The organism is Kushneria marisflavi (assembly GCF_002157205.1).
Taxonomy (GTDB): domain Bacteria; phylum Pseudomonadota; class Gammaproteobacteria; order Pseudomonadales; family Halomonadaceae; genus Kushneria; species Kushneria marisflavi.
In genome coordinates this window covers 3,445,102-3,470,667 of sequence record NZ_CP021358.1, presented here as the reverse complement: position 1 = coordinate 3,470,667, position 25,566 = coordinate 3,445,102, and the positions used below count along the sequence as shown (strand labels likewise).

Genomic DNA, 25,566 nt, shown 5'->3' with positions numbered 1-25,566 from the left:
CCTGATGGTTGCGTTGCGTATTGCCGGTTTCAGCGCACCAGCGCGGGGCGCTTGGGATCGAAAGCCCAGCCGTCGATCAAATACTGCATGGCGGTTGCATCGTTGCGCGCGCGTACATCAAGCGAGCGGTAAAGCGCATGTGCTTCATCCAGCTTGCCCTGATCCAGCGTCACGCCTAGTCCGGGCGTTTTCGGCACGGTCAGCTTGCCGTCACGAATCTCGAACGGCGCCTCGGTCAGACGCTGACCGTCCTGCCAGATCCAGTGAGTATCGATGGCCGTAATCTCGCCCGGGCAGGCCGCGGCCACGTGCGTCATCATGGCCAGCGAGATATCAAAGTGGTTGTTGGAGTGCGAGCCCCAGGTCATGCCCCACTCGTCACAGAGCTCGCCCACCATGACCGCGCCCTGCATGGTCCAGAAATGGCAATCCGCCAGCGGAATGTCGACCGAATTCATCTGGGCGGCGTACTGCAGTTGCTTGAAATCGGTAGCAATCATGTTGGTGGCCGTGCGAAGACCGGTGCGGCGTTTGAACTCTGCCATGGTTTCGCGACCCGACCAGCTACCTTCCTGGCCACAGGGGTCCTCGGCGTAGCTCAAGATGTCGCGAATGGGTTCGAGCACCCGAATGGCCTCTTCCAGCGACCAGGCCCCGTTGGGGTCCAGCGTCAGCCGCGCCTCGGGGAAAATCTCATGCATGGCGCGAATACAGTCGGCTTCCTGCTCACCTTGCAGCACGCCCCCTTTCAGCTTGAAGTCGCGAAACCCGTAGCGTTCGTGCGCAGCACGGGCCAGCTCGGCGACGGCCTCGGGCGTCAGCGCTTCCTGACAGCGTAGTCGCTCCCAGTCATCGCGAGGATTATCAGCCTTCGGATAGGGAAGATCGGTCTTGCCCGGGTCACCCAGCAAAAAGAGATACCCGAGCGCTTCGACTTCATCGCGCTGACGCCCCATGCGACCCAGCAGATCAGCCAACGGGGTTTCAACGGCCTGACCGTAGAGATCCAGCAGCGCCGATTCGATGGCCGTCAGCACATGGACTGCAACGCGCAGATCAAAGGTCTGACGGCCCCGCTCTTCCGGACCGCCCTGTGCCAGCAGTTTTTTGGCATTGTTCAGTGTCCTGCGCCAGGCATTGAGCCGGGTGCCTTCCACCAGCGAGCGGCACTTCTCAAGCCCTTTCAGAATGCCTTCACTGGAAGGGATTTCACCAACACCCCGGTTACCGGCGTTATCTTCAAGAATCAGCACACAGCGCACAAACCAGGGCGCATGACCGCCGCTCAGGTTAAGCAGAAAGCTGTCATGACCGGCGACCGGCACAATGGTCATGCGTTTAATGGTGGGCAGTGACATACAAGGGGTCTCCTATGAATGGGACGCCGTCTGGCGACGGTTCTGCCACAGGGTGAAAAACAGGAAGGCTGCAGAGACCAGCAGGAACACCAGGCTGATCGGACGCGTCACCAGTACGCTCCAGTCCCCCCCGGAGAGCAGCAGCGCGCGGCGAATGTTGGACTCGGCGATCGGACCCAGAATCAGGCCCAGAATGACCGGCGCAGTACCGAAGTCATAACGGTTGAGGAAGTAGCCCAGCACCCCGAAGCCCAGCATCAGATAGACGTTGAAAATGTCGGCATCGACGGCATACACCCCGATCACGCAGAACATCAGGATCAGTGCCATCAACAGCTTGCGCGGTACCTGCAGCACCTTGACAAAGATCTGAATGCCAAACCACTGGATCAACAGCATGAAGATGTTGGCGACAAAGAAAGCAATGAAGATGCCATAGATGATCGAGCCGTTATCGGTAAAAAGCGTCGGCCCGGGGCTGATGCCCTGAATCATCAGCCCGCCCATCAGCACGGCCGTGGCCGCCTCGCCCGGAATGCCCAGCGTCAGCATCGGGATCAGCGCACCGCCCACCAGCGCATTGTTGGAAGATTCGGAAGCAATGATGCCTTCAGGATGTCCGGTGCCGAATTTTTCCGGCGTTTTGGACATCTTTTTGGCCTGATCATAGGACAGAAACGAGCCGATGCTGCCGCCGGCACCCGGAATGGCGCCAACGATCGTGCCAATCACCGAGCTTGAGGCCAGCACCTTCCAGTAGCGCAGAGTTTCCAGCCAGCGCGGTGAGGCATGATCCATCTCATTCTTGCTGTGCTCGGCACGTTCGGGACCGAAATAATCGACCACGTCCTTGAGCACCTGGGAGACGGCAAATAAGCCAATCAGCGCCGGCAGCAGATTGACGCCGGTCAGCAATGACAGGTTATGAAAGGTGTAGCGCTGGACACCGGCCACCGGGTCAGTGCCGATCGTGGCGATCAGCAAGCCGATCAGACCAGCCACCAGGCCCTTGATCAGGGACTTGCTGGAGACCGACGCAATAATGACCAGCCCGAACACACTCAGCGCAAAATATTCGGCAGGACCGAAGCGCAGCGCAAAATCGGCAATGGGCGGGGCCAGCAGGCTCAGTACCACGGCACTGAAAATACCGCCGATGAACGAGGACACGATACAGATGCCCAGCGCCCGGCCTGCCTCACCCCGGCGCGCCATGGGGAAGGCATCCAGCGTCGTGGCCACCGATGAGGGGGTACCGGGAATGTTCAAAAGCGTTGCCGACACCGAACCACCGGCGATGGCCCCGCACAGGGTACCCAGCAGCATGCCCATGCCCATGACCGGCGGCATGCCAAATGTCAGTGGCAATAGCAGCGCAATGGCCATGGCGGCCGTAAGCCCCGGCAGCGCGCCCATGATCAGCCCCAGCAGCGTACCGCCACCGATGACCAGCAGCACATGCCACTGAAAGACCAGTCCGAGGGCCTCTAGATAATCTCCCATGTCATACCCCCATCACGCCGATGGTGGGCAGCACGATTTCAAACCCCACCGAGAAGATCAAAAAGATGGCAACCGAGACCACTGCAGAAAACAGTGCCAGCATAAGCACACGGCCGATGGCGATGTTCTCGCCGGGCTGACGTGACAACACGCTGACCAGTGCCACACATGAAAAGAGAAACAGTGCCGTGGAAATGACATAGCCCAGCGGCTCGAGCAGTGCAGCATAAGCCACCAGCAATACCGCTACGGCGCACCACCCCACGACCGGCACCCACCTCGGGGTTGTGGCAGCATCATCGCTGGGCTCACGCGCCAGCAGTGTGCCCGCCATCAGACCGCGAACCATCGAAATCAGCAGCAAAATCGCAATGGCTGACGAGATGGCTTTAGGAAAAAATGCGGGGGAGAGACTCCCCCCCGCGGCATTGGCCGGCAAATGCCAGGCCTGCTGAAGAAACCAGCCCGCCAGGGCCAGCAGCACCAGATGGAAAAGCGCATCACTGCGTGTTTTAACCATTTTCAATGCCTCCTGCCGCTTTACTGGCGGATTGCCCTGGCTTCTTCGATCAGAGGTTTGGATGTTCTTTCAACGAATTGATCCAGCTCATCGCCATACAGAGGACTAACATCCGTGCCGATGCTTTGGGCAGTCTTCCTGAACTGCGGATCATCAACCATCTTCTTGATGGCCTCGACCCACTGCTGCTCAATGGCAGGGTCCAGCCCCTTCGGTGCAGCAATACCGCGCCACTGGGAAAGTTCGAAATCATGCCCGGATTCTTCCATTGTGGGCGTATCCGGCAGCGCACCACTGCGCTCCTCGCCGGTGGTCACGATCGCGGTCAGGCGGCCACCATTGACAGCCGAGATTACCTCTGATGGGTTGAGCACCACACCATCAATATGTCCCCCCATCGCCGAAGAGACGGCGGCAGAGCCCCCATCAAACGGGATAAATTCGACATTGAGCCCCAGCGCCTCACCCAGCATCAGGGCGACAATGTGAGATGAGGACCCTACGCCGGAAGCGCCGATGCGTAGCGGCTTGCCGCTGGCCTTGAGGTCACTGCTCAGACTGTCGAGATTTTGCCAGGCATCGTTTTTGCGCACGGCCAGTACATAGGGCTCGACCAGCACTCGCGCGATGTAGTCAAAGTCGTCTTTCGTAAAGGCCACATTGCCTAGGCCTTCCAGCGTGAAGACTGCGTTGGTTGGAACCGTCATGGTATAACCATCAGGTTTTGAGGCCACCGCTCGCGAAAAACCAACCGCACCGCCGCCGCCCGAGAGGTTACGCACCACGATGGTGGCACCAAGCGCTTTCTCAAGCGAAGGCTGCATGGCACGCACTGCAGTATCCGCGCCCCCACCGGCCGACCAGGGCACAATGAACTCGATATTCTTGGAGGGATAATCGGCTGCCATTGCCATGCTGCTGGCGAGTATCGTGGCTGCACCGAATGCACTCAGTAAGCTTTTCATGTTGTCGATCTCCCCGTCCGTCAACACAGGCCCTGACCTGTGCGAAAGGACATTTCTGAATGGTTAACGTACACGCTCGATCAGCATCTTGAGCTTCTCGACTTCTTCAGCACTGGGCATGGTCAGCGGAGCACGCACGTTGCCCGCCGGGTAGCCCACCTGAGCAGCACCAGCCTTGACCAGACTGACTGCATAACCGCGACAGGTATCACGCATGGCAATGAAAGGGATAAAAAAGTCGTTGGTCAGGCGTGCCACGGTCTCGTGATCACCGGCGCGCAATGACTTGTAGAAATGCACCGCCATCTCGGGCACGAAATTGAACACCGCCGAGGAGTAGGTATTAACACCGATGGAGAGATAGGCTTCGGCAAAGATTTCAGCAGTCGGTACTCCACCGATATAGATCAGACGATCACCGACCGTCTTGATGATGGTGTTAAGCGACTGAATGTCGCCGCGACCGTCCTTGAGACCGATCAGGTTCGGGCAGCGATCAGCCAGCGCCTTTACAGCTGAAGCTTCCAGTGCGCCGTTGGCCCGGTTGTAATAAATGACATTGAGGCTGGTGGAGTTACAGATTTCGGCCGCGTATTCAACGATGCCTTCCTGTGAGCACTCGGTAAGATAAGGCGGCATCAAGAGAATGCCATCTGCACCGGCCGCTTCGGCAGCAGCGGCGTGCGCCTTGGCCATGGTGATGCTTTGACCGGCGCTGGCGATAACGGGTACACGACCGGCCGTCTCCTCCACGGCCACTTGAACGACTTCAGCGAACTCTTCAAGGCCGAGATTAAAAAATTCGCCCGTGCCGCCGGCTACAAACAGCGTGGAAATATCGTACTCAAGCAGCCAGGCAATGCGTTTGCGATAGCTCTCGGCATCGAACTGCCCGGCGCTGTCGAAGTCGGTGACCGGGAAGGAGAGCAGGCCATCGCCTGCGGCACGCGTAACGTCAGCTCGTGAAAACGTCATAAAGGGTCCTCTGGATTGGCCTGCCCCGCCTAGCGGTGGAGCGTTGGCACTCACTTTGTCATACATCATACTTTTAAAACCATTATACGAAGGGCATAGAGACAGCCCTTCGTGCCAGTTTCAGCTGCCGAAAGTCTGACGGGCAACGGTCCACTGTCGCGCCTGCTCGGTCAGGGTAATTCCAAGCCCCGGGCGGTCCGGCACAATCATGCGACCATCGCGGGTTTCAAGCGTCTCGTTGAACAGCGGTGCCAGCCAGTCGAAATGCTCGACCCACGGCTCGGTCGGATAGGCCGCTGCCAGATGCAGGTGGATTTCCATGGCAAAGTGTGGTGCCAGCTGCAGGCCGGCCTGGGAAGACATCGTCGCCAGTCTCAGAAACTGGGTGATCCCGCCGATGCGCGGCGCATCGGGCTGAATGATATCAACACTGCGATGCTCAATAAGCTTCATGTGCTCAGCAACGCTTGAGAGCATCTCGCCGGTGGCGATCGGTGTATCAAGCGCAGCTGCCAAGGCGGCGTGACCTTCGGCATCGTGGGCATCCAGCGGCTCCTCGATCCAGACCAGCTCGTATTTTTCCATGGCGCGGCCAAATCGCAGAGCACTGGCACGATCCCACTGCTGGTTGGCGTCCACCATGAGCGGTACGTTGTCACCGATATGGGCGCGCATCGCGGCCACGCGCTCAAGATCAATGCGCATGTCGGGCTGGCCAACCTTGATCTTGATGCCGGAGATACCGCTTTCCAGCGAGTGCGTGGCGTTTTTGAGCATTTCTTCTATCGGCGTATGCAAAAAGCCGCCGGAGGTGTTGTAGCACTGCACCGAATCACGATGAGCGCCGATCAGCTTGGCCAGCGGCAGACCGGCACGCTTGGCCTTGAGATCCCATAGACCGATATCAACCGCGGCAATCGCCTGAGTCGACACCCCACCCCGACCGACCGATGCTCCGGCCCAGACCAGCTTTTGCCACAGCCTGTCGATATCGCTGGGATCTTCGCCAATAATGGCCGGCGCAATTTCGCAGGCATGGGCATACTGTGCATAGCCACCGGCACGCTTGGAATAGCTGAAACCGATGCCGGTATGGCCATCACGCGTGGTGATTTCGGCAAACAGAAAAGAGACCTCCGTCATCGGCTTTTGCCGTCCGGTCAGCACCTTGGCATCACTGATGGGTGTGGCCAGCGGCAGCAGAACGTGTGAGAAGGTAATCGAGGAGATGGCATCAAAGGACATGGGGGCTCCGAAAGCGCGTAGACCGTCCCTGAACAAGACGGCACTTGTTGATGTTAGCGCTATCATTGCGCTTCATATCAACTCGCATGTCAACCAGAACCAAAGTCCAGGGCCGAAAGCACCATCACGGAAGGAAGCGCCCTTTGACCGTACAGGAGCTCAGTTTCTTGCGGTAAGCGTGGTTTGACGCGCCATGATTTCAAAGCCCACATCAAGCACGTTATGTACCGGCTCAGGGCTGGGAGCATTAAAACACCCGAGCAGATGCTCGGCGGTCAGTCGCCCGATCTCAGCCCCGTCGATCTTCACCGTGCTCAGTGCCGGCCAGGTGGCAGCGGCAAAGCTCATATCACCAAACCCCATCACGGCAAGGGTCTCTGGAATGGCCATGCCACGGCTTTGCGCCTCGGCCATTACGCCCATGGCCAGGGTGTCCGAGCCGCACACGATCGCTTCGCACTCGGGCATCTCTTCAAGCAGTGACGCCGCTGCTGCGCGACCGCCTGCAAGGCTTGCCGGGATGTCTGCCCAGCAGGTCGTGACCTGTATCCCGGATTCGGGACGCTCCTCCTGCGCTTTCCGGATGCACTTGTTGAAGCCTTCAGCGCGCTGATGAGAGCGTGGGTCATCCGCCATGGCCTGTCCGAAGCGTCGATAGCCGCACTCCAGAAGGTAGTCGGCCACTGCCGCCCCGACCGCGTGATGGGAAAAGCCGATCAGCATGTCGATCGGGTCATCACTCATGTCCCAGATTTCGACCACCGGAATACGCGCCGCCTTGAGCCGGGATCGTGTTGCCTCCGAATGGCGAGTACCGGCCAAGACTATCGCATCCGGCCGTCGGCTCAGTACGGTGTCTACCACAGCAGCCTCTTCCTGCGTCTGATAGCCGGTCAACCCCAGAAGGACCTGATAGCCATCAAGGGCCAGCGTATCGGTAATGGATTGCACCACGTCGGCAAAAATCGAGTGCGCCACGGTCGGCACCAGCACCGCCACCATTTTGCTGCGACTCGAAGCCAGCGCTCCGGCAACCCGATTGGGCACATAGCCGGTCTCGATCACGGCGCGCTGGACTCGCTCACGGGTGCGTTCGCTGACCAGCTCAGGCTGATTGAGCGCACGCGAGACAGTCATGGCCGCCACACCAGCTGCGGCCGCGACATCGCTCAGACGCACGGCACCGGTTGCCCGTGGATTGTCACGACCGTGCTGACCGGGTCGTTCAGAGCGGGAATCAGAGGAACGTCCCATGCAGTTCTCCAGCAAAACCTCAAAATGACAGCGAAGGCCATGGTACAGGCAAGCCCCTGATCCCGATAATAACGCCTCTTCTGCAATGACGTGGCCTGTATCGCGCTTTTCTATCGCGAAGCCTTTTGTGCAACGATGGTCGCAATGATAGCGCTAACAAAATCTGCGTAAGATGGTTCGAGCTGTTTCACGACCACCGCGGACAAGGATGACACCGTCCTGCGGTCGTCATGTCTTTACCCAAGGGGAACTGTCGCACATGAAAAAGGCACTATCCGTACTGGTCATGACTACTGCCCTGCCAGCAGCAGCGTTTGCAGCCGACTACCCGACCAAAAACATGGACATGATCATACCGGCCTCCCCCGGCGGCGCGGCGGATACCCTGATGCGCGCGCTTCAGCCCGGCCTCGAATCCGCCCTAGATCGCACCATCATCGTGCGTAACATGGGCTCCGGTGGCGGCGCACTGGCGCTGACCCGTACGGTTACCTCGAAACCCGACGGTTATACCCTGACGCTGGCCAACAATCAGAACTTTACTCTGGAAGGTCTCGGTAATGTCGGTTTCAAGTATCAGGATTTTAACTATCTGGCCCGCATTACCGAAGAGCCCTATCTGCTGGTCAGCAATAAAAACGATCGGTGGCAGGATGCCGACACGCTGGTGGCGGATCTGAAAAAAAGCGGCAAACCGCTGCAGGTCGGCACATCAGGCGTCGGGTCTTCCACCTACGTGGTCGCCTCGACACTGGGCAGTCAGCTTGGCATTCCGGTTCAGGTCGTCCCCTTTGATGGCGGTTCACCGGCCATCTCGGCCCTGATGGGCAGCCATGTCGATGCGGTGGTGGTGAACCCCTCGGAGGTGCTCTCCCAGATTCGTGGCGACCGCCTGCAGGCAGTGCTTTCCACCGGCAGCGAGCGCAGTGACCTGCTGCCGGAGGTCAAGACCATGAAAGAGCAGGGTTATGATCTGGCCGTTAGCCAGTGGCGCGGAATCGCAACGCCTGCCGGCGTCAGTGATGAGGTGGAAAAGGCGTGGGTCGAGGCGGTCAAAAAGGCCATCGAGGCACCGGAGTTCAAACGCTTTGCCGAGAGCACCGGGGTTGAGGTCAAACCGCTGTTTGGCGATGAGCTTGATAGCTACGTCAACGACATGGCCGACGTCATGATCCCCGCGTCACGTGAAGTGGCCAAAAACAACCGTCAATAACCCGGGACAAATCGCCGTCCTGCCGGGCGGCGCTGATACGTTGCTAGCGTAGCGACACCCGGCCGGCCAGACGCTGCACCTCCTGCCAGATGTCCGGGTTGACCTCGATCTCGGTGACATGGTGACGACGATGAAACGTCGAAGCGCCGGGCCAGCGCACTGCCCTGCCGGACTCATCTGGCATGGCCTGCGATAGATGGGTTGTCATGTCATCGACCATCCTTCGACAGGCGTCGATGCCACCAAGCTGCTCGGGATCAAACACCATGAATATCTGTGAGCTGCCGGTACCGCTGCCGCGCTCGACCCTGTCGATCTCGTGAGTCGATCGCCCCTGAGACAACAGCGCTGCCATGGCATCGAGCAGGATGGCCAGTCCCGAGCCTTTCCAGTAGCCGGTCGGCAGAATACGGCGAGTGGCCTGAATGGCGCCCGGATCACACGTCAGCTGCCCGTGCTCGTCAAACCCGCCCGCCACCGGCAGCGAGGCGCCCTGCGCCTGCAAGACCCCCAGCCGCCCGTAGGAGAACTGTGACATGGCCATATCCAGCACCAGCGGTGATGTTTCTCCTGGAACGGCCATGACCAATGGATTGTTGCCGATACTCTGACTGCTCGCCCCCCAGGCCGGCATGCAGGACTCTGTATTGGTCCACATGATGGCCGCCATGCCCTGCTCCACGGCATGCCAGCCATAGGTGCCACCGCGCATCCAGTGGGTGGTATTGCGCACGGCCACCAGCCCCATGCTATGTTCTCGCGCCAAGGCAATGGCCCGCTCGGTGGCCCGCATGGCATGACGCACGCCCAGCCCGAAGTGGCCGTCATAGACTTCCAGCGCCCCCAGCCTTTGTACCTGCTCAAACGCTCCCTGCGGATCAACCCAGCCCCGCGCAAGATAATCCACAAACCTTGGAATACGATCAATGCCGTGGGAATTGACGCCATCACGGGTGCTTTCAGCATGGATTCGAGCACACGCTGTCGCGTCTTCCGGCGCCAGCCCGGCACGCAGCAGGGCCTGCTCGATCACTTCCTGAAGATGATCAATGGTGACGCGAGTCATCTGGCCCCTCCTGCGAAGCTTGTACCGGCACGCGGTTGGCGCGGTAGTTTTGCCATAGCGTCAGCGCCAGCAGACCTGCCGCAATAACCAGAAAGGTCAGGCTGATGGGCCGGGTGAAAAATGGTGTCCAGTCACCCTCGAAAGCCTGTAGACCGCGACGCAGATTGGATTCGGCAATCGGGCCCAGAATCAGACCCAGAATGACCGGCGCAGTGCCAAAGCCATAGCGGTTGAGGAAATACCCCAGAATGCCGAACCCCAGCATCAGATAGAGATTGAACACATCGCCATCGACGCCGTAGACCCCGATAAAACAGAGCACCAGAATCGCCGAAAGCAACTGCTTGCGCGGTACCATCAGCACCCGGATGAACAGCTTGATGCCCAGACACATGATCAGCAGCATGAAGATATTGGCCACGAGATAGGCCAGAAAAATGCCATAGACAATGCCGCTTTGATCATCAAACAGCATCGGCCCCGGGGTCACTCCCTGAATCATCAGCCCTCCGAGCAGCACGGCCGTGGCGGCCTCCCCCGGGATCCCCAGCGCCAGTGTCGGAATCAGGGCGCCACCGAGCAGCGCATTGTTGGCACTTTCCACCGAGACGATGCCCGGTGCATGACCCGTACCGAATTTTTCAGGATGTCTGGAAAAACGCCGCGCCTGGTCGTAGGCCACCAGCGAGGCGATACTGCCACCGGCGCCGGGAACAGGTCCGACAATCGACCCGGATAGAATGCCGACCAGCAGCGCCCGCCAGTGACGCAGGGTTTCCACAAATCGCGGCCGCGCGACATCGATGCGATGACCGCTGTCCTTCAGCCGCTGAAGCGGGTCGTACTCAAAGGCATCCTTGAGCAGCTGAGAGACGGCAAACAGCCCGATCAGTGCCGGCAACAGGTTGACCCCGGTCAACAGCGACAGCTCACCAAAGGTAAAGCGGTCCACGCCGGTAATGGGATCGGTTCCGATAATCGAGACGAAAAACCCGAGCAGTCCGGCAATCAACCCCTTGAGCAGCGACTTGCCCGCCACCGAGGCGATGATGACCAGACCAAATACGCTCAGCGAAAAGTATTCGGCCGCGCCAAAGCGCAGGGCAAAATCGGCGATGGGGGGCGCCAGCAGGCTCAGAATCACCATGCTGGCAATGCCGCCCAGAAAGGAAGCCACAATCGACAGGCCAAGTGCCCGTCCGGCTTCCCCTTTCTGGGCCATGGGAAAACCGTCAAAGGTGGTCGCCACCGACGAGGGCGTGCCTGGAATATTGAGCAAAATGGCCGGAATCGAACCGCTGGCACCGGCGCCACACAGCGCACCCAGCATCATGCCGATACCCATGACCGGAGGCATGCCAAAGGTGACCGGCAGCAACAGCGCCACGGCCATGGCCGACGTCAGCCCCGGCAGCGCCCCCATGATGATGCCCAGAAGCGTTCCGCCGGCAATCGCCAGCAACGTGCCAAACTGCAGCACCATGCCCAGTCCATCGAGATAACCGGAAATCATGAAACTCTCCTAAATGACGTACCGCGAGATCGCATCAGGCCGGCAGTGGAATCTCGAACAGCTCGGTAAACACATAAAAGATGACCACGGACAGAACAATGGCAAAAACGGCCGCGCTGGCCAGGCTTCTGGCACGTCGGGCCGCCGTCAGCTCACGCCATGTTCCACCGGCCAGCAGTAACCCCATCACACAGGAGAAGGTGAAAATGGCCGTGCTGACGATATAGCCCAGCCGCTCAAAAATGAGGATATATCCCAGCGCCAGTGCCACGATCAGCAGCCACTGCACCACGCCGCGAGAAGAGGTCGTGCGTTCAATGCGGGTATCGGCGGCCTGCCATTCGCGGAAATCCTTGATCAGACACGGCACGGCAAACACAAAGACCAGTGCCGAGATCAGTTTGGGGAAAAACGCCGGTGACAGGTCACCAATGATCTCGATGTTGGACAGCGTCGTGGACACGGCAAAGGCGGCCGCCGAGGCGATCACCAGCAGCAGATCGAACAGTGGCTTGCCGATATCACGTTGCATGATTTGAAGCTCCCTCACTGAAGAAACAATCACCCGTTGAGGACTGGATCAAGCGGGCACGCCGCCGTCATGCAGCGGCGTGCCCGGCGCCCTATTTGGCCAGATCACCCGCGGCTTCACGCATAACATCCGCTGACTGGTCAATGAAACTGTCGAGCTCATCACCGTAGAGCGGGGCCAGCTGCGTCCCCAGATTTTCGGCCGTTTTTTCATAGGAGCCATCGGCCACGATCTGCTTGATGGCCTTGACCCACTGCTGCTCGACCTCCTGTGAAATCCCCTTGGGTGCCGCAATACCGCGCCACACTGTCAGAGTCAGGTCATAGCCTTCTTCCTGAAAGGTCGGCACGTCAGGCAGCGAGTCGCTGCGCTCGGCGTAGGTCATCGCCAGCGCTGTCAACCGACCGGACTCCAGAGCCGAGCGCAGCTCGGAGCCTCCCAGTACCACCGCGTCCACATGGTTGCCCATGGCCGCGGAAATGGTCTCGGAACCGCCGGGATAGGGAATGATATTAAAATCCGCGCCGGTACGATTTTGCATGGCAACAGCTGCAATGTGCGCGGAAGAGCCTACGCCCGAAACACCAACCCTGAGGCGTTTGCCCTGCTTTGAGGCCTCGATCAGACTTTTCAGATCCTTGTATTTTTTATTGTCACCCACTGCAATCACGTAGGGCTCTTCAATGACCTTGGCAATGAAGTCAAAGTCATCATGGGTAAAGGCAACATTGCCCATGGCTTCAAGGGTGAGCATGGCGTTACTGCCCGCCAGCATGGTGTAGCCATCGGGCTTTGAAGCCGCCACTCGAGACGTGCCGACCGCCCCGCCACCGCCGGCGATATTGCGAATGACCAGATCCTGACCCAGCTGTTTTTCCAGCAGCGGCTGCAGGGCGCGAACGAAAGTATCGTTACCGCCGCCAGCCGAGAAAGGCACCACCATGCTGATGCTTTTTGCAGGGTAATCTGCCGCCATGGCCGGTGCGCCCAATACCATCGTGGCCGCAATCGTCAGTGTACTCAGTAGCCTTTTCATGATCCTTTCCCTCGTTGTTTTTAAACGGTGATCAACGCACCAGTGCCGGGCGTTTGGGATCAAATGTCCAGCCATCGATCAGGTATTGCATGGCCATGGCGTCATTTCGGGCCCCGGCCGGCAGGCTGCGATAAAGCGCATTCGCCTTCTCGATGGCCTCCATGTCGATCTGGATGCCCAGACCCGGTGCATCGGTGACCGCGACATGACCGTCAATGATCTGGGGGGACTCACGAGTCAGGCGCGCGTCACCTTCCTGCCAGATCCAGTGAGTATCCAGCGCGGTCACCGAACCCACGGCCGCAGCGCCGACCTGAGCAAACATGGCCAGCGAAATATCGAAGTGGTTGTTGGAGTGGGAGCCCCAGGTCATACCGTGGTCGGCGCAGAGCTGCGACACACGTACGGCGCCGGAAAGCGTCCAGAAGTGCGGGTCAGCCAGCGGAATATCCACGCTGCGCAGCATCAGGGCATGAGCCATTTCACGCCAGTTGGTGGCCACCATATTGGTCGCCACCGGCAGGCCGGTGGCGTGACGAAACTCGGCAAGAATCTCGCGGCCGGAAAAACCTTCTTCAGCACCACAGGGATCTTCGGCATAGGCGAGCACGCCGTGAAGATCCTTGCATAGCGTAATGGCCTCATGCAGGGACCAAGCGCCGTTGGGGTCGATCGTTGTCCGTGCCTCCGGAAAGGCCTTCGACAGCGCCGTCACCGCCTCGATTTCACGCTCGCCGGGCAGCACGCCGCCCTTGAGCTTGAAGTCGCGAAAGCCGTAACGATCCTGTGCAGCCTGCGCCAGCTCCACGACACGCTCTGGTGTCATGGCGGCCCTGTCGCGCTGGCGATACCACTCATGCGACTGGCCGGGTGTCGACTGGCGATAATCCAGCGGGGTCTGCTCGCCGTCACCGATAAAGAACAGATAACCCAGCACTTCGACGCTGTCTCGTCGCTTGCCCTCGCCCAGCAGCTCGGCCACCGGCACACCCAGGTGCTGGCCCATCAAATCCAGCAGTGCGGCTTCAAGCGCCGCGACGGCATTGACGCGCAGTTCAAAGGTCCAGGCCCCCTTGCCAAAATCGTTGAAATCGGCCCGCTGGCCGCTGGCTGCCAGCGCCGACACCATCGAGCGCAATTTGCCCAGCGACTGGCCTTCTACCACCTGACGCGCCTGTTCAAGGGAGCGCTGAATGGTCTCGCCGCCGGGCGCCTCCCCGACGCCAGTACGACCGGCGCTGTCTTCAAGAATCAGGATATTGCGCGTAAAAAACGGGGAGTGTGCACCGCCCACGTTGAGCAGCATGCTGTCACGTCCGGCAACGGGTATGACCCGCATGGCCACAATGGTGGGTGTCTCGGTATGTTGCGCCATGGCAGTCCCTTGATGGATGAATGATCTCGCCGGGTATCAAAGCCTTGCTGAATACGCCGTTACAGGCACCTCATGAAGTCGTGTCGTATGACGCATGGCATTTTTGAAACCACAGTGCTGAGGCTTCAGGTGACTTCAATCAATTAAGGCGGGCTACAAAGATGTCATACATCATACTTTTGGAACTACGCGACCTTGGTACATTGGACTTTGGACATATTCATCAGGCCAGTCTAAATGAACGCACCAACCCTTTGAGAACCAAATAAAAAAGCCTGCCCCGGGGGGCAGGCTAACGACGCCAAAGCCATGGTCATGAAAGACCGACAATTTTCAAAAAGCGCATTGCCGGGTACGATTTGAATCATCGGAATGGCTGGTTCAATCGTCGGGATGGCCAGTGCTGGCAAACTTGCCGCCCTGATAAACCACGGCGGGGTCATCGGGGTCGAGCTCTCCTGCAGCAGCTTCGGTTTCCGCACGCCACGGTTCGGAACTGTCTTTCGGCACCCAGCCCAGAAACGAGGACTTGCGGTTGTCCCACCAGCGCTCGCTGTTGTTCGAGACACCATAAATCACGGTGCATCCCAGCTTTGGCGCCACAAACGCCCGCTCCAGCAGGGCCACGAAATCTTCCACACTCATCCAGGTGGCCATCATTCGGGTATCGGCCGGCTTAGGGAAACAGGAACCGATGCGCACGTTCAGGGTTTCAACATCGAACTTGTGATAGTAAAGACTGGCGAGATCTTCACCAAAGCACTTGGAGACGCCATAGAGCGAATCGGGACGGCGTGGCGAGTCGGTATCGATATGCGTCGTGCGCGGATAATAGCCAATGGTGTGGTTGGAGCTGGCAAAGACGATTCGCGGCCGGCCATGATGTCGGGCAGCCTCATAAAGATTATAGGTACCGACGATATTGGCCTGAAGAATATCCTGCCAGGGCTTTTCAACCGAAATGCCCCCCAGATGCACAACGCCATCACAGTCGCGCACCAGGTCACTGACGGCCGAGGCATCAGAAAGCTCGCAGCGCACGAACTCTTCGTGATCGTCGCCTGCCTCAAGCTCGACAATATCGGATAGGCGTACATTGCGCGCCAGACGCGATAGATGCGGGCGCAGGGCCTGACCCAACCCACCGGCAGCGCCGGTCACCAGAAGACGATTCAGCATGCATGATTCCTTGTACGAGAGAGTAAAAAGGCAACGCTACTCGATCACGCCCGGCAGCCACATGGAAATCACGGGGATGTAGGTTACCAACATAAGCACGACAAACAGCGCCAGATAAAAGGGCCAGATAGTGCGTACGGCATGCTCCATTTTGATCTTGCCGATCACGCTGCCCACGAACAGGCAGGCTCCGACCGGCGGCGTACAAAGCCCCATGCCAAGATTGATCATCATGACCACACCAAACTGAATGGGGTCCATGCCGAACTGAGTTGCAATCGGCAAAAAGATCGGCGTACAGATCAAAATCAGCGCTGCCATATCCATGATCATGCCCAGTGCCAGCAATAGCACGTTGAGCATCAAAAGAATCACGATAGGATTGTCAGAGATATCCAGCAGCAGATCGGTCAGAAGTTCCGGCACGCTATACAGCGCCAGCAGATAGGAAAACGCCGAGGCGCAACCCACCAGAATCATCACCAGCGACGTCGTGCGCACTGACTGATACACCGCTTTTTTGAAGTTGTTCCAGCGCAGTTCACGATAGACCAGAGCGGTCACCACAATGGCGTAAATGGCGCCGAAGGCACCCGATTCAGTGACCGTCAGGATCCCCGAGAGTACTCCGCCGACAATGATAATGGCCGTCATCAGTCCGGGCAGCGCCGCTATCAGGCTGATGATCAGAGTGCGCCAGCCCGGGAAGGTCTCGGCCGGGTAGCCGCGTTTAACCGCCACCACATAGGCGGCAACGGCAAGGGCCACACACATCAGAACGCCCGGCACGACACCGGCCATGAACAGCTGGGTGACCGAAATACCGCCACCGGCGGCAACGGCATAAAGAATCATGTTGTGGCTGGGCGGAATGACCACACCGGCAATCGAGGAGGTCACCGTGACATTGACGGCGTAATCGGCGTCGTAGCCTTTCTCCTTCATCACCGGAATCAGAATTGAGCCCAGCGCCGAGGTGTCGGCTACGGCGGAGCCGGAAATGCCGCCAAAGAGCATCGAGGAGCTGACGTTGACCAGCCCCAGTCCGCCGCGCACGCGCCCTACTGCTGCTGACGCCAGTCGTACCAGCCGGTCGGAGATACCGCCGTGGAGCATCAGCTCGCCGGCGAAAATGAAAAACGGAATCGCCAGCAGCGAAAAGACCGAAATACCCGAAAGAATGCGCTGAAAGCCGACAAAAAGCGGCAGGCCTTCGTATAGAAAGGTGGTAACGGCGGCCAGACCCACGGCAAAGGCCACCGGCGCTCCAATGACAAGACCGATGGCGAATACGCCAAACAAAATTATCAGACCCATGCTCTTTACACCCTTGTCTTATGGGTAAGGCGCTCAACGATGTTGGCGCCGGCAAACACCACCATCAGGACACCGCAGATGGCCAGAGGCGCTGCCCGCCAGCTCTCCGTCAATCCGATCATGGGGATCGCTCTGGTCGTGTTGTCCATCATCAGGATGCTGCCCTGCCAGGCCATGAATCCGCCAAAGACAAGGACAAAAAGATCGGCAAGATGGCACATGATCGTTCTGGGAATGGCCGGCAGGGCCTCGCGCACCATATCAATGCTCAGATGCGTGTTATGGCGTACGCCGGCGGCGGCGCCCAGACAGGTGATATACACCACGATGAGCAGCGAGGACTGCTCGACCCACGTCGGGGTGTTATTGAGCACGTAGCGGCCAAAGACCAGCCAGCCAAACGAGACGATCAAAAAGACCAGCAGCACACCCGAGACCATGATGCACAGATGGGCGAGCCCATCGAGCATACGCCCTGCCACGCCCGTGCGCGGATGATCCTCGGGTATGTCCCTGATCTGATCGGTAGAACTATCCATGGTGCGTACACTCCCGGACCCGCCTGACTGAAAACATTCAGGCGGGCCTTCCGCGGTGGTTGTTTTACTGTGCGTTGCGAATATCGTTGAGCAGGGGCTCAAGATCGGGATGTTTCTTGACGAAGGCGGCGTAGATCGGCTCCATTTTTGCCTGGAAGGCCGGCTTGTCCACTTCATTGATTTTCACGCCGGCCGCAAGGACGTCTTCACGACTCTTTTTGGAACCTTCCGCCCAGAGCTTTCGCTGAAGCGTTGCGGCATCCACTGCGGCCTGACGCACAATTTCCTGATCCTGGTCGGACAGCTTGTCCCAGCTGCGCTTGGCAATACACAGGCACTCGGGGAGGATCAGGTGCTCGGTCTCGGAGTAATATTTCGCGATCTCGTCATGACCGCTGGATTCATAGGAGGGGAAATTGTTCTCGGCCCCATCAAGCACACCGGTCTTCAAGGACTGATAGACCTCGCCATACGCCATGGGCGTGGCATTGCCGCCGAGCGCATCGATCATCTCGACGTAGAGGTCATTGTTCATGACGCGAACCTTGAGTCCCTGCATGTCCTCGGGTTCATTGATGGGACGCCTGGTGTTGTAGACGCTGCGGGCGCCTGAATCGAACCAGGACAGCGCCACCAGATTTTTCTTTTCCAGCGCATCGGCAAAACGCTGACCGATCTCGCCATCCATGACCTTATGCATGGCGTCAATGTCCTTGAACAAAAACGGCAGCGACAGCACGTCGGTTTCCGGGACGATCGGTCCCATCGGACCCATATTGAAGTTGGCAAAATTCAGCGCGCCACTGCGCGTCTGCTCGATGGCATCAGGCTGATCGCCAAGCACACCGTTGTGAAAGATCTTTGCCTTGATGCGCCCGTCCGTGTTCTCGGTCACTTCCTTGACGAAGCTGTCGAGCGCCACACTGTTGGGGTAGCCAGGCGGATGCACGTTCCACCCCCGCCAGTTATCGGCCTGCGCCGGCAGCGTCATGCCGGCCATTACGCCTACAATCGCTGCGGCCTGAAAACAGTAAACAGGTTTCAGGAAGGATTTGATCGACATGGCATGCGCTCCTTGCGGTTAGAAATCAAAGCATTTCGCCGGACAGCGCTGTTCCCGTACGCTGGGCAGAAAGTCGCCATGTCCAGTGGAAGTCGAGCAGTCCGACTTGATGCTTGTCGGCTGCTGACTATCAAATGCCTGTTCGAATGGGAACGGCATGGCTGGGATGCAATTTGTCATACATCATATCTATGTCACCACTATACGATATGTCATTGAACCTTATATATAGAACATAGGCCTTGACTTATTCTTTGCGTCATGGCGACCACCAACGCCGTGTCAAGGGCGACCGTTCATGAAAAAGGGGAAGGCCCTGTTGGGCCCTCCCCCTTGATAATCAGCGTCTCATCAGCGGTGATGAGGCCTCAACGGCGCGCAATGATCCAGATGGCATGAATGATGCCGGGAATGTAGCCCAGCAATGTCAAAAGGATGTTGACCCAGAACTGCAGCCCGAGCCCTACCTGGAGAAATACGCCAACCGGGGGCAGCAAAATGGCAAAAATGATCCTGATGATGTCCATATCTTAACCTCACTTCATTGGTGAAAGTGTTGTAACGGCGCCAGTCCTGCTGCCGTGTCAGTACGAATATGAGGGCCGTCAGTACCAAAGCCAAGGCCATGCCCCAAAGCGCCCCGGCACATGTGTGTTCTCATATCCAAACACAAGGAGCGCAAGTGTAGACGCTCAAGGAGTATCGCGCGATCAGCCAAGTCGTGGCTGGCCGTTGGAGGCCATGATGCCGCCATCCACCGGCAGATTCACACCGTTGACAAAGCGCGCGTCATGGCTTGCCAGAAAGACGATGACGTCACCGACTTCCTCGGCTTCAGCCGCACGGCCCAGCGGCATGCGATCGGCAAAGGCCTTCATGAGATCCTCATCACCGGTAATGCTGCCGGTCAGATCACTTCGGGTAATGCTGGGGCAGACCGCATTGACGCGCACGCCCTCGTGCCCGTAATCCAGCGCCATGGCTCGCGTCAGATTGCTCACCGCGCCCTTGGAAGCGTTATACATGCTCATGTTCCAGTCACCGCCAAGCCCCGATACCGAGGAGACGTTCACGATGGCCCCCTTCGTTTTCAAAAGCTCGGGGAGAGCGGCGCGACTGGCGTAAAACACACCATCCACGTTAATGCTCATGACCTGCTTCCAGTCATTAACGTCGGCCTCGTGCACCTTTCCACCCGGAGCGACGCCTGCGTTATTGACCAGGACATCAATCCTGCCGAATCGATTGACCACGTCGGTCACCAGCTGATTCATCGCATCGCCGTCAGAGACGTCTGCCACATGAACCAGCGTCTCGCCGTCGATGCTGTCGGCCACACGATCCAGCTTCTCTTTCGTCCGACCGATCAGGACCACTTTCGCGCCCTCACTGGCGAAGCGCCGAGCTGCCGCCTCACCGATGCCTGACCCTGCACCGGTCACCATGACTATCCTGTCATCAAAGCGTTTCATCGTGCCTCCTGATTTATGCTGTGTGACGTTGATATCGACCGAAGCTGATGATGCCCGGCGTCTTTTTGAGACCGAACATCATTCAGGACATCCGGTACTACTGATACTCGGTACCGCACACTCGTGTTTCATGCTCAAAAAGGTAACGGTATAAAATTTAACAGGGCGACTTTTGGAGACTGGCCTGAGACACGTTGCTGTGAGGTTCGACGCTTCGCGTCAGCCACACGTTGCCGCCAATGATCGAGTCGTGCCCGATCGTGACGCGACCCAGAATGGTCGCACCGGCGTAAATGACCACATCGTTTTCCACGATCGGATGGCGAGCATGCCCCTTCTCCAGCTGACCGTTTTCATCGGCCGGAAAGCGTTTGGCGCCCAGCGTGACGGCCTGATAGATCCGCACACGATCGCCAATAATGGCCGTCTCTCCGATGACCACACCAGTGCCGTGATCGATGAAAAAGCCAGAGCCGATGCTGGCGCCAGGATGAATGTCGATCCCTGTGGCCGAATGGGCCGCCTCGGACACCATCCGGGCCAGCAGCGGCGCCCCGGTCGAATAGAGCTGATGCGCCAGACGGTGATAAATGATGGCAGTGATGCCCGGATAACACAGAAGCACCTCATCCACACTGCGCGCCGCCGGATCACCGCGATAGGCCGCCATGATATCGATATCGAGCCAGTGACGAATGGTCGGCAACATGGCGCCAAAATCGCGCACGATGTTGATGGCCTGGTCGGAATGATCCTGCGGCGCTTCGCCGCGACGCATGGCGGTGTGATCGAGCTCCAGCAGAACCTGATCGAGCAGCGCATTGAGCGCGGCATCCAGCGTGTAGCCGACAAAGTAGTCTTCGCTGTGATGGCGCAGGTTGGAAGGCCCCAGCCGCATGGGGAACACGGCGCCAATAACGGCCTCGACTACCTCGTTGATGATCTCGCGTGACGGCAGGCTGCGCCCGCCGGATTCGTTGGTGCGTCCGTGATCGGCACGCCACTGCTCGCGGGCGTCCCGAAGATCATGCACCACACTATCGAGCTGCCAGTCGATGGCGTGATCCGCCTTGCTGTAATGATTTAACCGTGCCATGTGATTGTCCTGGAGTGCCGAACGCATCGCCTGCCAGAGCCCTGCGATGTGTCATGTCGTGAGTCAATATGCTGTTGAGCGTAGCGCAGTCGGCCTGACACGGCTCGTGGATCTCGCCCGGCCCCCATCTGCGTCACGGTCGCGTGTCAGTGCGACAGAAAAACCTGTGCCTTTAAGTGGGCACCGGGGCAGCATTTTTCAATGAAGTCCCGCGGCCGATATACCGACGGCTCAATCAGCGGGCGGAAGCGCCCACCAGCTCGGCAGCAGATGTTGAATCTCGCGACGCCTGAAACGATCATCAATAAGATGGATAACGCCTCGATCCTCGGGGGATCGAATCACACGGCCGGCGGCCTGTACGACTCGCGTGATGCCCGGATAGAGATAGGTGTAGCGGTAGCCATCACCAAACAGGGTATCCATGCGCGCTTTCATCTGCTCGTTGACCGGATTGAACTGCGAAAGCCCGAGCGTCGCTACAAAGGCGCCGATCAATCGCTCACCAGGCAGATCGATGCCCTCACCGAAGATGCCTCCCAGCACGGCAAAGCCGATCCCCTGCCCTTCACGTGTAAAGCGTGCCAGAAAGGCATCACGTTCCGGCTCTGACATCCGTCGGCCCTGGGACCACTGCACAATATCCGGTACGTGGTCGGCCAGCGCTTCGCTGACCTGCTCGAGATAGTCAAAGCTGCTGAAAAAGGCCAGATAGTTGCCGGGACGCTGGCGAAACTGGTGCGCTATCAGTTCGGCGATGGGCTCAAGCGAGGCGCGTCGGTCGCGATAGCGCGTTGAAATATGACCGGCCAGATGGACCTCGAGCTGGCAGGCCATAAAGGGGGAAGCCATTTCAAGCCAGGGCGTGGCGGCATCAAGCCCGAGCTGATCACGATAGTAGTGGCCCGGCGAGAGCGTGGCCGAAAACAGGATAGTGGCATGGGCGGCCTCAAGGCGCGGCGCCAGCAGCGGCGCCGGCACCACATTGCGCAGTGACAGCGTCACGTGGCGTCCCCGTCGCTCGATATCCAGCAGATAATGACCAGGCGCCACCTCACCGGCGAGCTCGGCAATGCGTGTGATCTGCATGGCTTCAAACCAGGCCTCCAGCAGCACGCTGTCCAGGGCGACAGGGGTGTCGACCATGAAATCCCCGACGGCGGTGACGAACTGCGACAGCGCGTTAAACAGCTTGCGCGGCGGCGCCTCAAGACAGACGTAATCGCCCTCATGTTCTCGCAGCAAGGCCTTCCACTGCCGCCAGAGTCTATCCAGCGGCCGCTTGAGTTCGCCCGGGGCATCACGCCGGGCCGCCGCGAAGCGGCCCTGATCAAATTCGGCGCCATACATGGCCCGCCCACGTTCGACGAGATTGTGCGCCTCATCAATCAGGAGACTGACCCGCCACTCATGCTGTCGCGTCAGGGCATACAGCATCGCGCTGGTATCAAACCAGTAATTGATATCACCGATCACGACATCGCACCAGTGCGCCATCTCCTGCCCCAGATAATAGGGGCAGACACGATGGGCCAGCGCGATACGTCGAAGGCCCTGATGGTCCAGCCAGCCTGCCTGCACCGCGGCCCGGCGTGCGTGGGGCAGCCGATCATAAAAGCCGCTGGCCAGCGGACAGCTCTCCCCATGACAGGCAAGCTCCGGGTGCTCGCAGGCCTTGTCGCGCGCGATCAGCTCCAACGTGCGGACGCCGGGGTCACCCTGAATTTCAGGCGTATGCGCCATGCCCAGCGTGGTCAGCGCCTCGAGTGCCAGCCGACGCCCGGTGGTGCGCGCAGTGAGAAAAAACAGCCGATCAAGACGTTGCCCCGGCATCGCCTTGAGAGCGGGAAACAGCGTCCCCAGTGTCTTGCCGATCCCGGTTGGCGCTTGCAGCATCAGATCACGCCGGGTGCTGATCGCCTTGAAGACGCTTTCCGCCAGCGCCCGCTGGCCGGGGCGAAAGTCGGCATGTGGAAACGAAAGCTGCGCCAGCTGCCGAGTGCGAGCGACTTCGTGCGCAAGCTCCTGCTCGGCCCAGTCGGTGAAGCGCTCACACTGCTCGATAAAGAAGGCCTCCAGCACAGCACGCGTCATCTTTTCTACCAGCACACTTTCCCGCTGCTGCTCGATGTCGAAATAGACCAGCGCGACCTCAAGCGAGTCGAGCGAGCGCTCGCGGCACATCAGCGCGGCGTAAATCTTTGCCTGGGCCCAGTGCAGAGCGCGCTGATTGGCCGGCATGGCATCAATATCGCCGCGATGGGTCTTGACCTCCTCCAGCCTGTCGAGCGTCGGATCAAACCCATCGGCGCGCCCCCGCACGATCAGCGAGCCGTACCGGCCTTCGAGCATCACTTCGTGCTCGTAGTGCTCGCCCCGGCGTGAAGCCACCACCTGATGGCCGGCAATGCCCTGCTGCGCAGTAGGTGCAGGCGTGAATCGCAGGTCCAGATCGCCCGTACGGGCGGTAAACTCACACAGCGCCCGCACCGCCACCCGATAACGCGGCGATTCAGCCTCCTGAGCCAGCGTGCTCATGAGAGGTCCTCATCCGGACACCAGCGCACGTGACATACCGTGACCGGCATATCATGGCGTGCGCAAAAGGCAATCCAGCGCTTCTGGTTATCCTGTAGCCGATCCCCGGGGCCCTTGACCTCGATCATCTCGTAGCGCGCCGAGCCTTCAGGAGCGTTCGGATAGAACCGGATGAGATCCGGCATACCGGCGCGGTTGGCCCGAATGTCGGTCACCAGCCGCTCGAACCAGAGGCGCAGATGCGCCGGTGGCAGACATTCCAGTGCCAGCGCCAGCAGCGCTTCATCCAGCGCACCCCAGTGCACAAAGGGGGACTGAATGCCCTGCTTTTCCTGATAGCGCTGCCGGATGTTCTCCTGCCATGTTCCCGCCTCCAGCCGCGCCAGACAGTGGGTGAAATACGATTCGCGCTGCGGATAAAACTCCGGGCGCATCAGGTCGGCAGGGCCGCTTTGAAACGGGTGAAAGAAGGCACCGGGCAGCGGAGCGAAGATGGCCTCCCAGCACAGCAGGCCAAAGAGTGCATTGATCAACGTGTTTTCGACATAAAACACCGGCGCATCCAGCGAATGGAGATGCTCACGTACGGCCCGCTCGACCGAGGTGCTGCGCGGCAGGGTCAGGTCACACCGTTGGACAGGTGCCGGTGCCTCAACCGATGGCTTCGCCATGCCGAGCGCGCGATGCAGTCTCGGCTGGATACGCGCTGCCTGCTGACGCTCGGCTTCACTGGTGGGCACATTCTGGGCATCACGGCACAGCGCCAGCGCCGACTCATGCTCGCCCAGCCGCTCCAGTACTCGAATGCGACGAATACGCGCCTCACCGTGATGACTTTGCGCGTAAAGCTCGACGGCGCGCTTCAGGGCTCCCTGACGCTCACAATGGCGAGCCATGGCGTAGAGCACGCGGCCCCGGCGCGCCTCAAGCCAGACGCTGTCGTGCAGACGCGGGGGCAGTGCCGCCAATACCGCATCGATATCGTGACCGGCCTCAAAGCGCTCCAGGCAGTCATGAATCTGCCAGTAGCGCTCGATATCCGTGCGAGACTGAAAGGCCCGGGAGTCACTCGTGAAAGGCACGACCTCAAAACGGTAAATGCCCTGATCTGCCAGCACGAACTCGGAAAACTGCTGGCGCAGATTGCCAAAAAACATCAGACGAAGCCGCTCACACACCATCATGGTGGTCAGTCGAACCACTTCGGACGCCATGGGCTGCCCTGCCACCGAGTGCCAGTCATCAAACGTCAGCGCCTGATCAAACACCGGCGTCAGGGCGTCTTTCAACAGTGCCTTGCGATCACGGGGCCGGCTCAGGTGATCACGGAACATGCCGACCAGTTCCTCACGCGTAAAAAGGTCGAACAGTTGCTCCAGCGTGAGGCAGGGGCTCGTGTCTACAAGCCCCTGTTCAATCAGCGCAGCAAGTGCCGTTTGAGCCTCTCCGATCTCATCATAGACAAGACGATCGAGTCGAAAATGCTCTCCCTTGCGCATGACCATACGTACCAAAAGTGCTTTCGAAGGGACGGGCAGGGACTGGAAACGCATGATGAAATCGCGCTCCTCCTCATCAAGCAGGTCGGCATAGCGCTCGCTGACCCAGGTCACGACGTTGTCAAAATTGACCAGGTAGTAGAGCGGGTCGTTCAGCGAATCCGCAACGCTTAAAAGGGGGGCATCAGTGGACGCGGCACAGTCAGGTGTACTGTTCATGTATACATGATATCAGTGGGCTCGGGCCGGTGGCGAGCGTCACGCCCGAACACTATTGCATGCGGTGGTGGCCGGTATACACTCGGCGA

22 protein-coding genes are annotated in these 25,566 nt (G+C 59.2%); 1 reads left to right on the top strand and 21 read right to left on the bottom strand.

Features of this window, described 5'->3' with window-relative positions; genetic code table 11:
• Positions 1 to 29: 29 nt before the first annotated feature.
• The 7 genes from B9H00_RS15760 to B9H00_RS15730 all read right to left on the bottom strand — a co-directional run bounded on the left by B9H00_RS15760 (position 30) and on the right by B9H00_RS15730 (position 7,820).
• Positions 30 to 1,358, bottom strand: a complete 1,329-nt coding sequence (locus B9H00_RS15760; RefSeq protein ID WP_086901452.1) for an enolase C-terminal domain-like protein — start codon at positions 1,356 to 1,358, stop codon at positions 30 to 32.
• A gap of 12 nt (positions 1,359 to 1,370) precedes the next feature.
• Positions 1,371 to 2,861, bottom strand: coding sequence for a tripartite tricarboxylate transporter permease (locus tag B9H00_RS15755; RefSeq protein WP_086901451.1), 1,491 nt, complete (start codon positions 2,859 to 2,861; stop codon positions 1,371 to 1,373).
• Between the two features lies 1 nt (position 2,862).
• Complete coding sequence (locus B9H00_RS15750; protein WP_086901450.1) at positions 2,863 to 3,381, bottom strand: tripartite tricarboxylate transporter TctB family protein; 519 nt, start codon at positions 3,379 to 3,381, stop codon at positions 2,863 to 2,865.
• A gap of 20 nt (positions 3,382 to 3,401) precedes the next feature.
• A complete protein-coding gene (locus tag B9H00_RS15745; RefSeq protein ID WP_147376587.1) occupies positions 3,402 to 4,346 on the bottom strand; it encodes a Bug family tripartite tricarboxylate transporter substrate binding protein in 945 nt (314 codons plus the stop codon).
• A gap of 63 nt (positions 4,347 to 4,409) precedes the next feature.
• The gene (gene kdgD / locus B9H00_RS15740) at positions 4,410 to 5,321 is read right to left on the bottom strand and encodes a 5-dehydro-4-deoxyglucarate dehydratase (RefSeq protein ID WP_086901448.1); all 912 of its coding nucleotides are present in this window, start codon (positions 5,319 to 5,321) and stop codon (positions 4,410 to 4,412) included.
• A gap of 120 nt (positions 5,322 to 5,441) precedes the next feature.
• Positions 5,442 to 6,566 carry an L-talarate/galactarate dehydratase gene (locus tag B9H00_RS15735; RefSeq protein WP_086901447.1) on the bottom strand — a complete coding sequence of 375 codons (1,125 nt, stop codon included), beginning with the start codon at positions 6,564 to 6,566 and terminating at the stop codon, positions 5,442 to 5,444.
• Between the two features lie 159 nt (positions 6,567 to 6,725).
• On the bottom strand, positions 6,726 to 7,820 hold the full coding sequence (locus B9H00_RS15730; RefSeq protein WP_086901446.1) for a LacI family DNA-binding transcriptional regulator: 1,095 nt from the start codon (positions 7,818 to 7,820) through the stop codon (positions 6,726 to 6,728).
• 259 nt (positions 7,821 to 8,079) lie between these two features.
• Between B9H00_RS15730 and B9H00_RS15725 the strand changes: the two genes are divergently transcribed.
• Positions 8,080 to 9,033, top strand: coding sequence for a tripartite tricarboxylate transporter substrate binding protein (locus B9H00_RS15725; RefSeq protein WP_157663236.1), 954 nt, complete (start codon positions 8,080 to 8,082; stop codon positions 9,031 to 9,033).
• A gap of 43 nt (positions 9,034 to 9,076) precedes the next feature.
• Here B9H00_RS15725 and yiaK read toward each other — a convergent pair whose 3' ends face one another.
• The 14 genes from yiaK to B9H00_RS15655 all read right to left on the bottom strand — a co-directional run bounded on the left by yiaK (position 9,077) and on the right by B9H00_RS15655 (position 25,477).
• On the bottom strand, positions 9,077 to 10,099 hold the full coding sequence (yiaK, locus tag B9H00_RS15720) for a 3-dehydro-L-gulonate 2-dehydrogenase (protein ID WP_086901444.1): 1,023 nt from the start codon (positions 10,097 to 10,099) through the stop codon (positions 9,077 to 9,079).
• A complete protein-coding gene (locus tag B9H00_RS15715; protein WP_086901443.1) occupies positions 10,080 to 11,612 on the bottom strand; it encodes a tripartite tricarboxylate transporter permease in 1,533 nt (510 codons plus the stop codon). Before B9H00_RS15715 ends, yiaK begins: the two co-directional genes overlap by 20 nt.
• Before the next feature lie 34 nt (positions 11,613 to 11,646).
• Positions 11,647 to 12,144 (bottom strand): tripartite tricarboxylate transporter TctB family protein, encoded by a 498-nt coding sequence (locus B9H00_RS15710; RefSeq protein ID WP_086901442.1) that lies wholly within the window; start codon positions 12,142 to 12,144, stop codon positions 11,647 to 11,649.
• A gap of 91 nt (positions 12,145 to 12,235) precedes the next feature.
• Positions 12,236 to 13,180, bottom strand: coding sequence for a Bug family tripartite tricarboxylate transporter substrate binding protein (locus B9H00_RS15705; RefSeq protein WP_157663235.1), 945 nt, complete (start codon positions 13,178 to 13,180; stop codon positions 12,236 to 12,238).
• Between the two features lie 31 nt (positions 13,181 to 13,211).
• The gene (locus tag B9H00_RS15700) at positions 13,212 to 14,555 is read right to left on the bottom strand and encodes an enolase C-terminal domain-like protein (RefSeq protein ID WP_086901440.1); all 1,344 of its coding nucleotides are present in this window, start codon (positions 14,553 to 14,555) and stop codon (positions 13,212 to 13,214) included.
• Positions 14,556 to 14,936: 381 nt separating this feature from the next.
• Entirely contained in the window at positions 14,937 to 15,734 is a 798-nt protein-coding gene (locus B9H00_RS15695; RefSeq protein WP_086901439.1) for an NAD-dependent epimerase/dehydratase family protein, read from the bottom strand.
• Positions 15,735 to 15,770: 36 nt separating this feature from the next.
• Positions 15,771 to 17,051 (bottom strand): TRAP transporter large permease, encoded by a 1,281-nt coding sequence (locus tag B9H00_RS15690; protein WP_086901438.1) that lies wholly within the window; start codon positions 17,049 to 17,051, stop codon positions 15,771 to 15,773.
• Positions 17,052 to 17,056: 5 nt separating this feature from the next.
• The gene (locus B9H00_RS15685; protein ID WP_086901437.1) at positions 17,057 to 17,590 is read right to left on the bottom strand and encodes a TRAP transporter small permease; all 534 of its coding nucleotides are present in this window, start codon (positions 17,588 to 17,590) and stop codon (positions 17,057 to 17,059) included.
• Between the two features lie 64 nt (positions 17,591 to 17,654).
• Positions 17,655 to 18,653, bottom strand: a complete 999-nt coding sequence (locus tag B9H00_RS15680; RefSeq protein ID WP_086901436.1) for a TRAP transporter substrate-binding protein — start codon at positions 18,651 to 18,653, stop codon at positions 17,655 to 17,657.
• Between the two features lie 368 nt (positions 18,654 to 19,021).
• Positions 19,022 to 19,180, bottom strand: coding sequence for a YqaE/Pmp3 family membrane protein (locus B9H00_RS15675; protein WP_086623067.1), 159 nt, complete (start codon positions 19,178 to 19,180; stop codon positions 19,022 to 19,024).
• A gap of 183 nt (positions 19,181 to 19,363) precedes the next feature.
• Positions 19,364 to 20,125, bottom strand: a complete 762-nt coding sequence (locus B9H00_RS15670) for an SDR family NAD(P)-dependent oxidoreductase (RefSeq protein WP_086901435.1) — start codon at positions 20,123 to 20,125, stop codon at positions 19,364 to 19,366.
• A 157-nt stretch (positions 20,126 to 20,282) separates the two neighbouring features.
• The gene (epsC, locus tag B9H00_RS15665; protein ID WP_086901434.1) at positions 20,283 to 21,221 is read right to left on the bottom strand and encodes a serine O-acetyltransferase EpsC; all 939 of its coding nucleotides are present in this window, start codon (positions 21,219 to 21,221) and stop codon (positions 20,283 to 20,285) included.
• Between the two features lie 231 nt (positions 21,222 to 21,452).
• Positions 21,453 to 23,759, bottom strand: coding sequence for an ATP-dependent DNA helicase (locus B9H00_RS15660; RefSeq protein WP_086901433.1), 2,307 nt, complete (start codon positions 23,757 to 23,759; stop codon positions 21,453 to 21,455).
• Positions 23,756 to 25,477 carry a VRR-NUC domain-containing protein gene (locus B9H00_RS15655; RefSeq protein WP_086901432.1) on the bottom strand — a complete coding sequence of 574 codons (1,722 nt, stop codon included), beginning with the start codon at positions 25,475 to 25,477 and terminating at the stop codon, positions 23,756 to 23,758. Before B9H00_RS15655 ends, B9H00_RS15660 begins: the two co-directional genes overlap by 4 nt.
• Positions 25,478 to 25,566: the final 89 nt, after the last annotated feature.

Bases quoted from the DNA above. Each gene is read 5' to 3' on its own strand.
- B9H00_RS15760 (WP_086901452.1), bottom strand. From the start codon at position 1,358: ATGTCACTGCCCACCATTAAACGCATGACCATTGTGCCGGTCGCCGGT.
- B9H00_RS15755 (WP_086901451.1), bottom strand. From the start codon at position 2,861: ATGGGAGATTATCTAGAGGCCCTCGGACTGGTCTTTCAGTGGCATGTG.
- B9H00_RS15750 (WP_086901450.1), bottom strand. From the start codon at position 3,381: ATGGTTAAAACACGCAGTGATGCGCTTTTCCATCTGGTGCTGCTGGCC.
- B9H00_RS15745 (WP_147376587.1), bottom strand. From the start codon at position 4,346: ATGAAAAGCTTACTGAGTGCATTCGGTGCAGCCACGATACTCGCCAGC.
- kdgD (WP_086901448.1), bottom strand. From the start codon at position 5,321: ATGACGTTTTCACGAGCTGACGTTACGCGTGCCGCAGGCGATGGCCTG.
- B9H00_RS15735 (WP_086901447.1), bottom strand. From the start codon at position 6,566: ATGTCCTTTGATGCCATCTCCTCGATTACCTTCTCACACGTTCTGCTG.
- B9H00_RS15730 (WP_086901446.1), bottom strand. From the start codon at position 7,820: ATGGGACGTTCCTCTGATTCCCGCTCTGAACGACCCGGTCAGCACGGT.
- B9H00_RS15725 (WP_157663236.1), top strand. From the start codon at position 8,080: ATGAAAAAGGCACTATCCGTACTGGTCATGACTACTGCCCTGCCAGCA.
- yiaK (WP_086901444.1), bottom strand. From the start codon at position 10,099: ATGACTCGCGTCACCATTGATCATCTTCAGGAAGTGATCGAGCAGGCC.
- B9H00_RS15715 (WP_086901443.1), bottom strand. From the start codon at position 11,612: ATGATTTCCGGTTATCTCGATGGACTGGGCATGGTGCTGCAGTTTGGC.
- B9H00_RS15710 (WP_086901442.1), bottom strand. From the start codon at position 12,144: ATGCAACGTGATATCGGCAAGCCACTGTTCGATCTGCTGCTGGTGATC.
- B9H00_RS15705 (WP_157663235.1), bottom strand. From the start codon at position 13,180: ATGAAAAGGCTACTGAGTACACTGACGATTGCGGCCACGATGGTATTG.
- B9H00_RS15700 (WP_086901440.1), bottom strand. From the start codon at position 14,555: ATGGCGCAACATACCGAGACACCCACCATTGTGGCCATGCGGGTCATA.
- B9H00_RS15695 (WP_086901439.1), bottom strand. From the start codon at position 15,734: ATGCTGAATCGTCTTCTGGTGACCGGCGCTGCCGGTGGGTTGGGTCAG.
- B9H00_RS15690 (WP_086901438.1), bottom strand. From the start codon at position 17,051: ATGGGTCTGATAATTTTGTTTGGCGTATTCGCCATCGGTCTTGTCATT.
- B9H00_RS15685 (WP_086901437.1), bottom strand. From the start codon at position 17,590: ATGGATAGTTCTACCGATCAGATCAGGGACATACCCGAGGATCATCCG.
- B9H00_RS15680 (WP_086901436.1), bottom strand. From the start codon at position 18,653: ATGTCGATCAAATCCTTCCTGAAACCTGTTTACTGTTTTCAGGCCGCA.
- B9H00_RS15675 (WP_086623067.1), bottom strand. From the start codon at position 19,180: ATGGACATCATCAGGATCATTTTTGCCATTTTGCTGCCCCCGGTTGGC.
- B9H00_RS15670 (WP_086901435.1), bottom strand. From the start codon at position 20,125: ATGAAACGCTTTGATGACAGGATAGTCATGGTGACCGGTGCAGGGTCA.
- epsC (WP_086901434.1), bottom strand. From the start codon at position 21,221: ATGGCACGGTTAAATCATTACAGCAAGGCGGATCACGCCATCGACTGG.
- B9H00_RS15660 (WP_086901433.1), bottom strand. From the start codon at position 23,759: ATGAGCACGCTGGCTCAGGAGGCTGAATCGCCGCGTTATCGGGTGGCG.
- B9H00_RS15655 (WP_086901432.1), bottom strand. From the start codon at position 25,477: ATGAACAGTACACCTGACTGTGCCGCGTCCACTGATGCCCCCCTTTTA.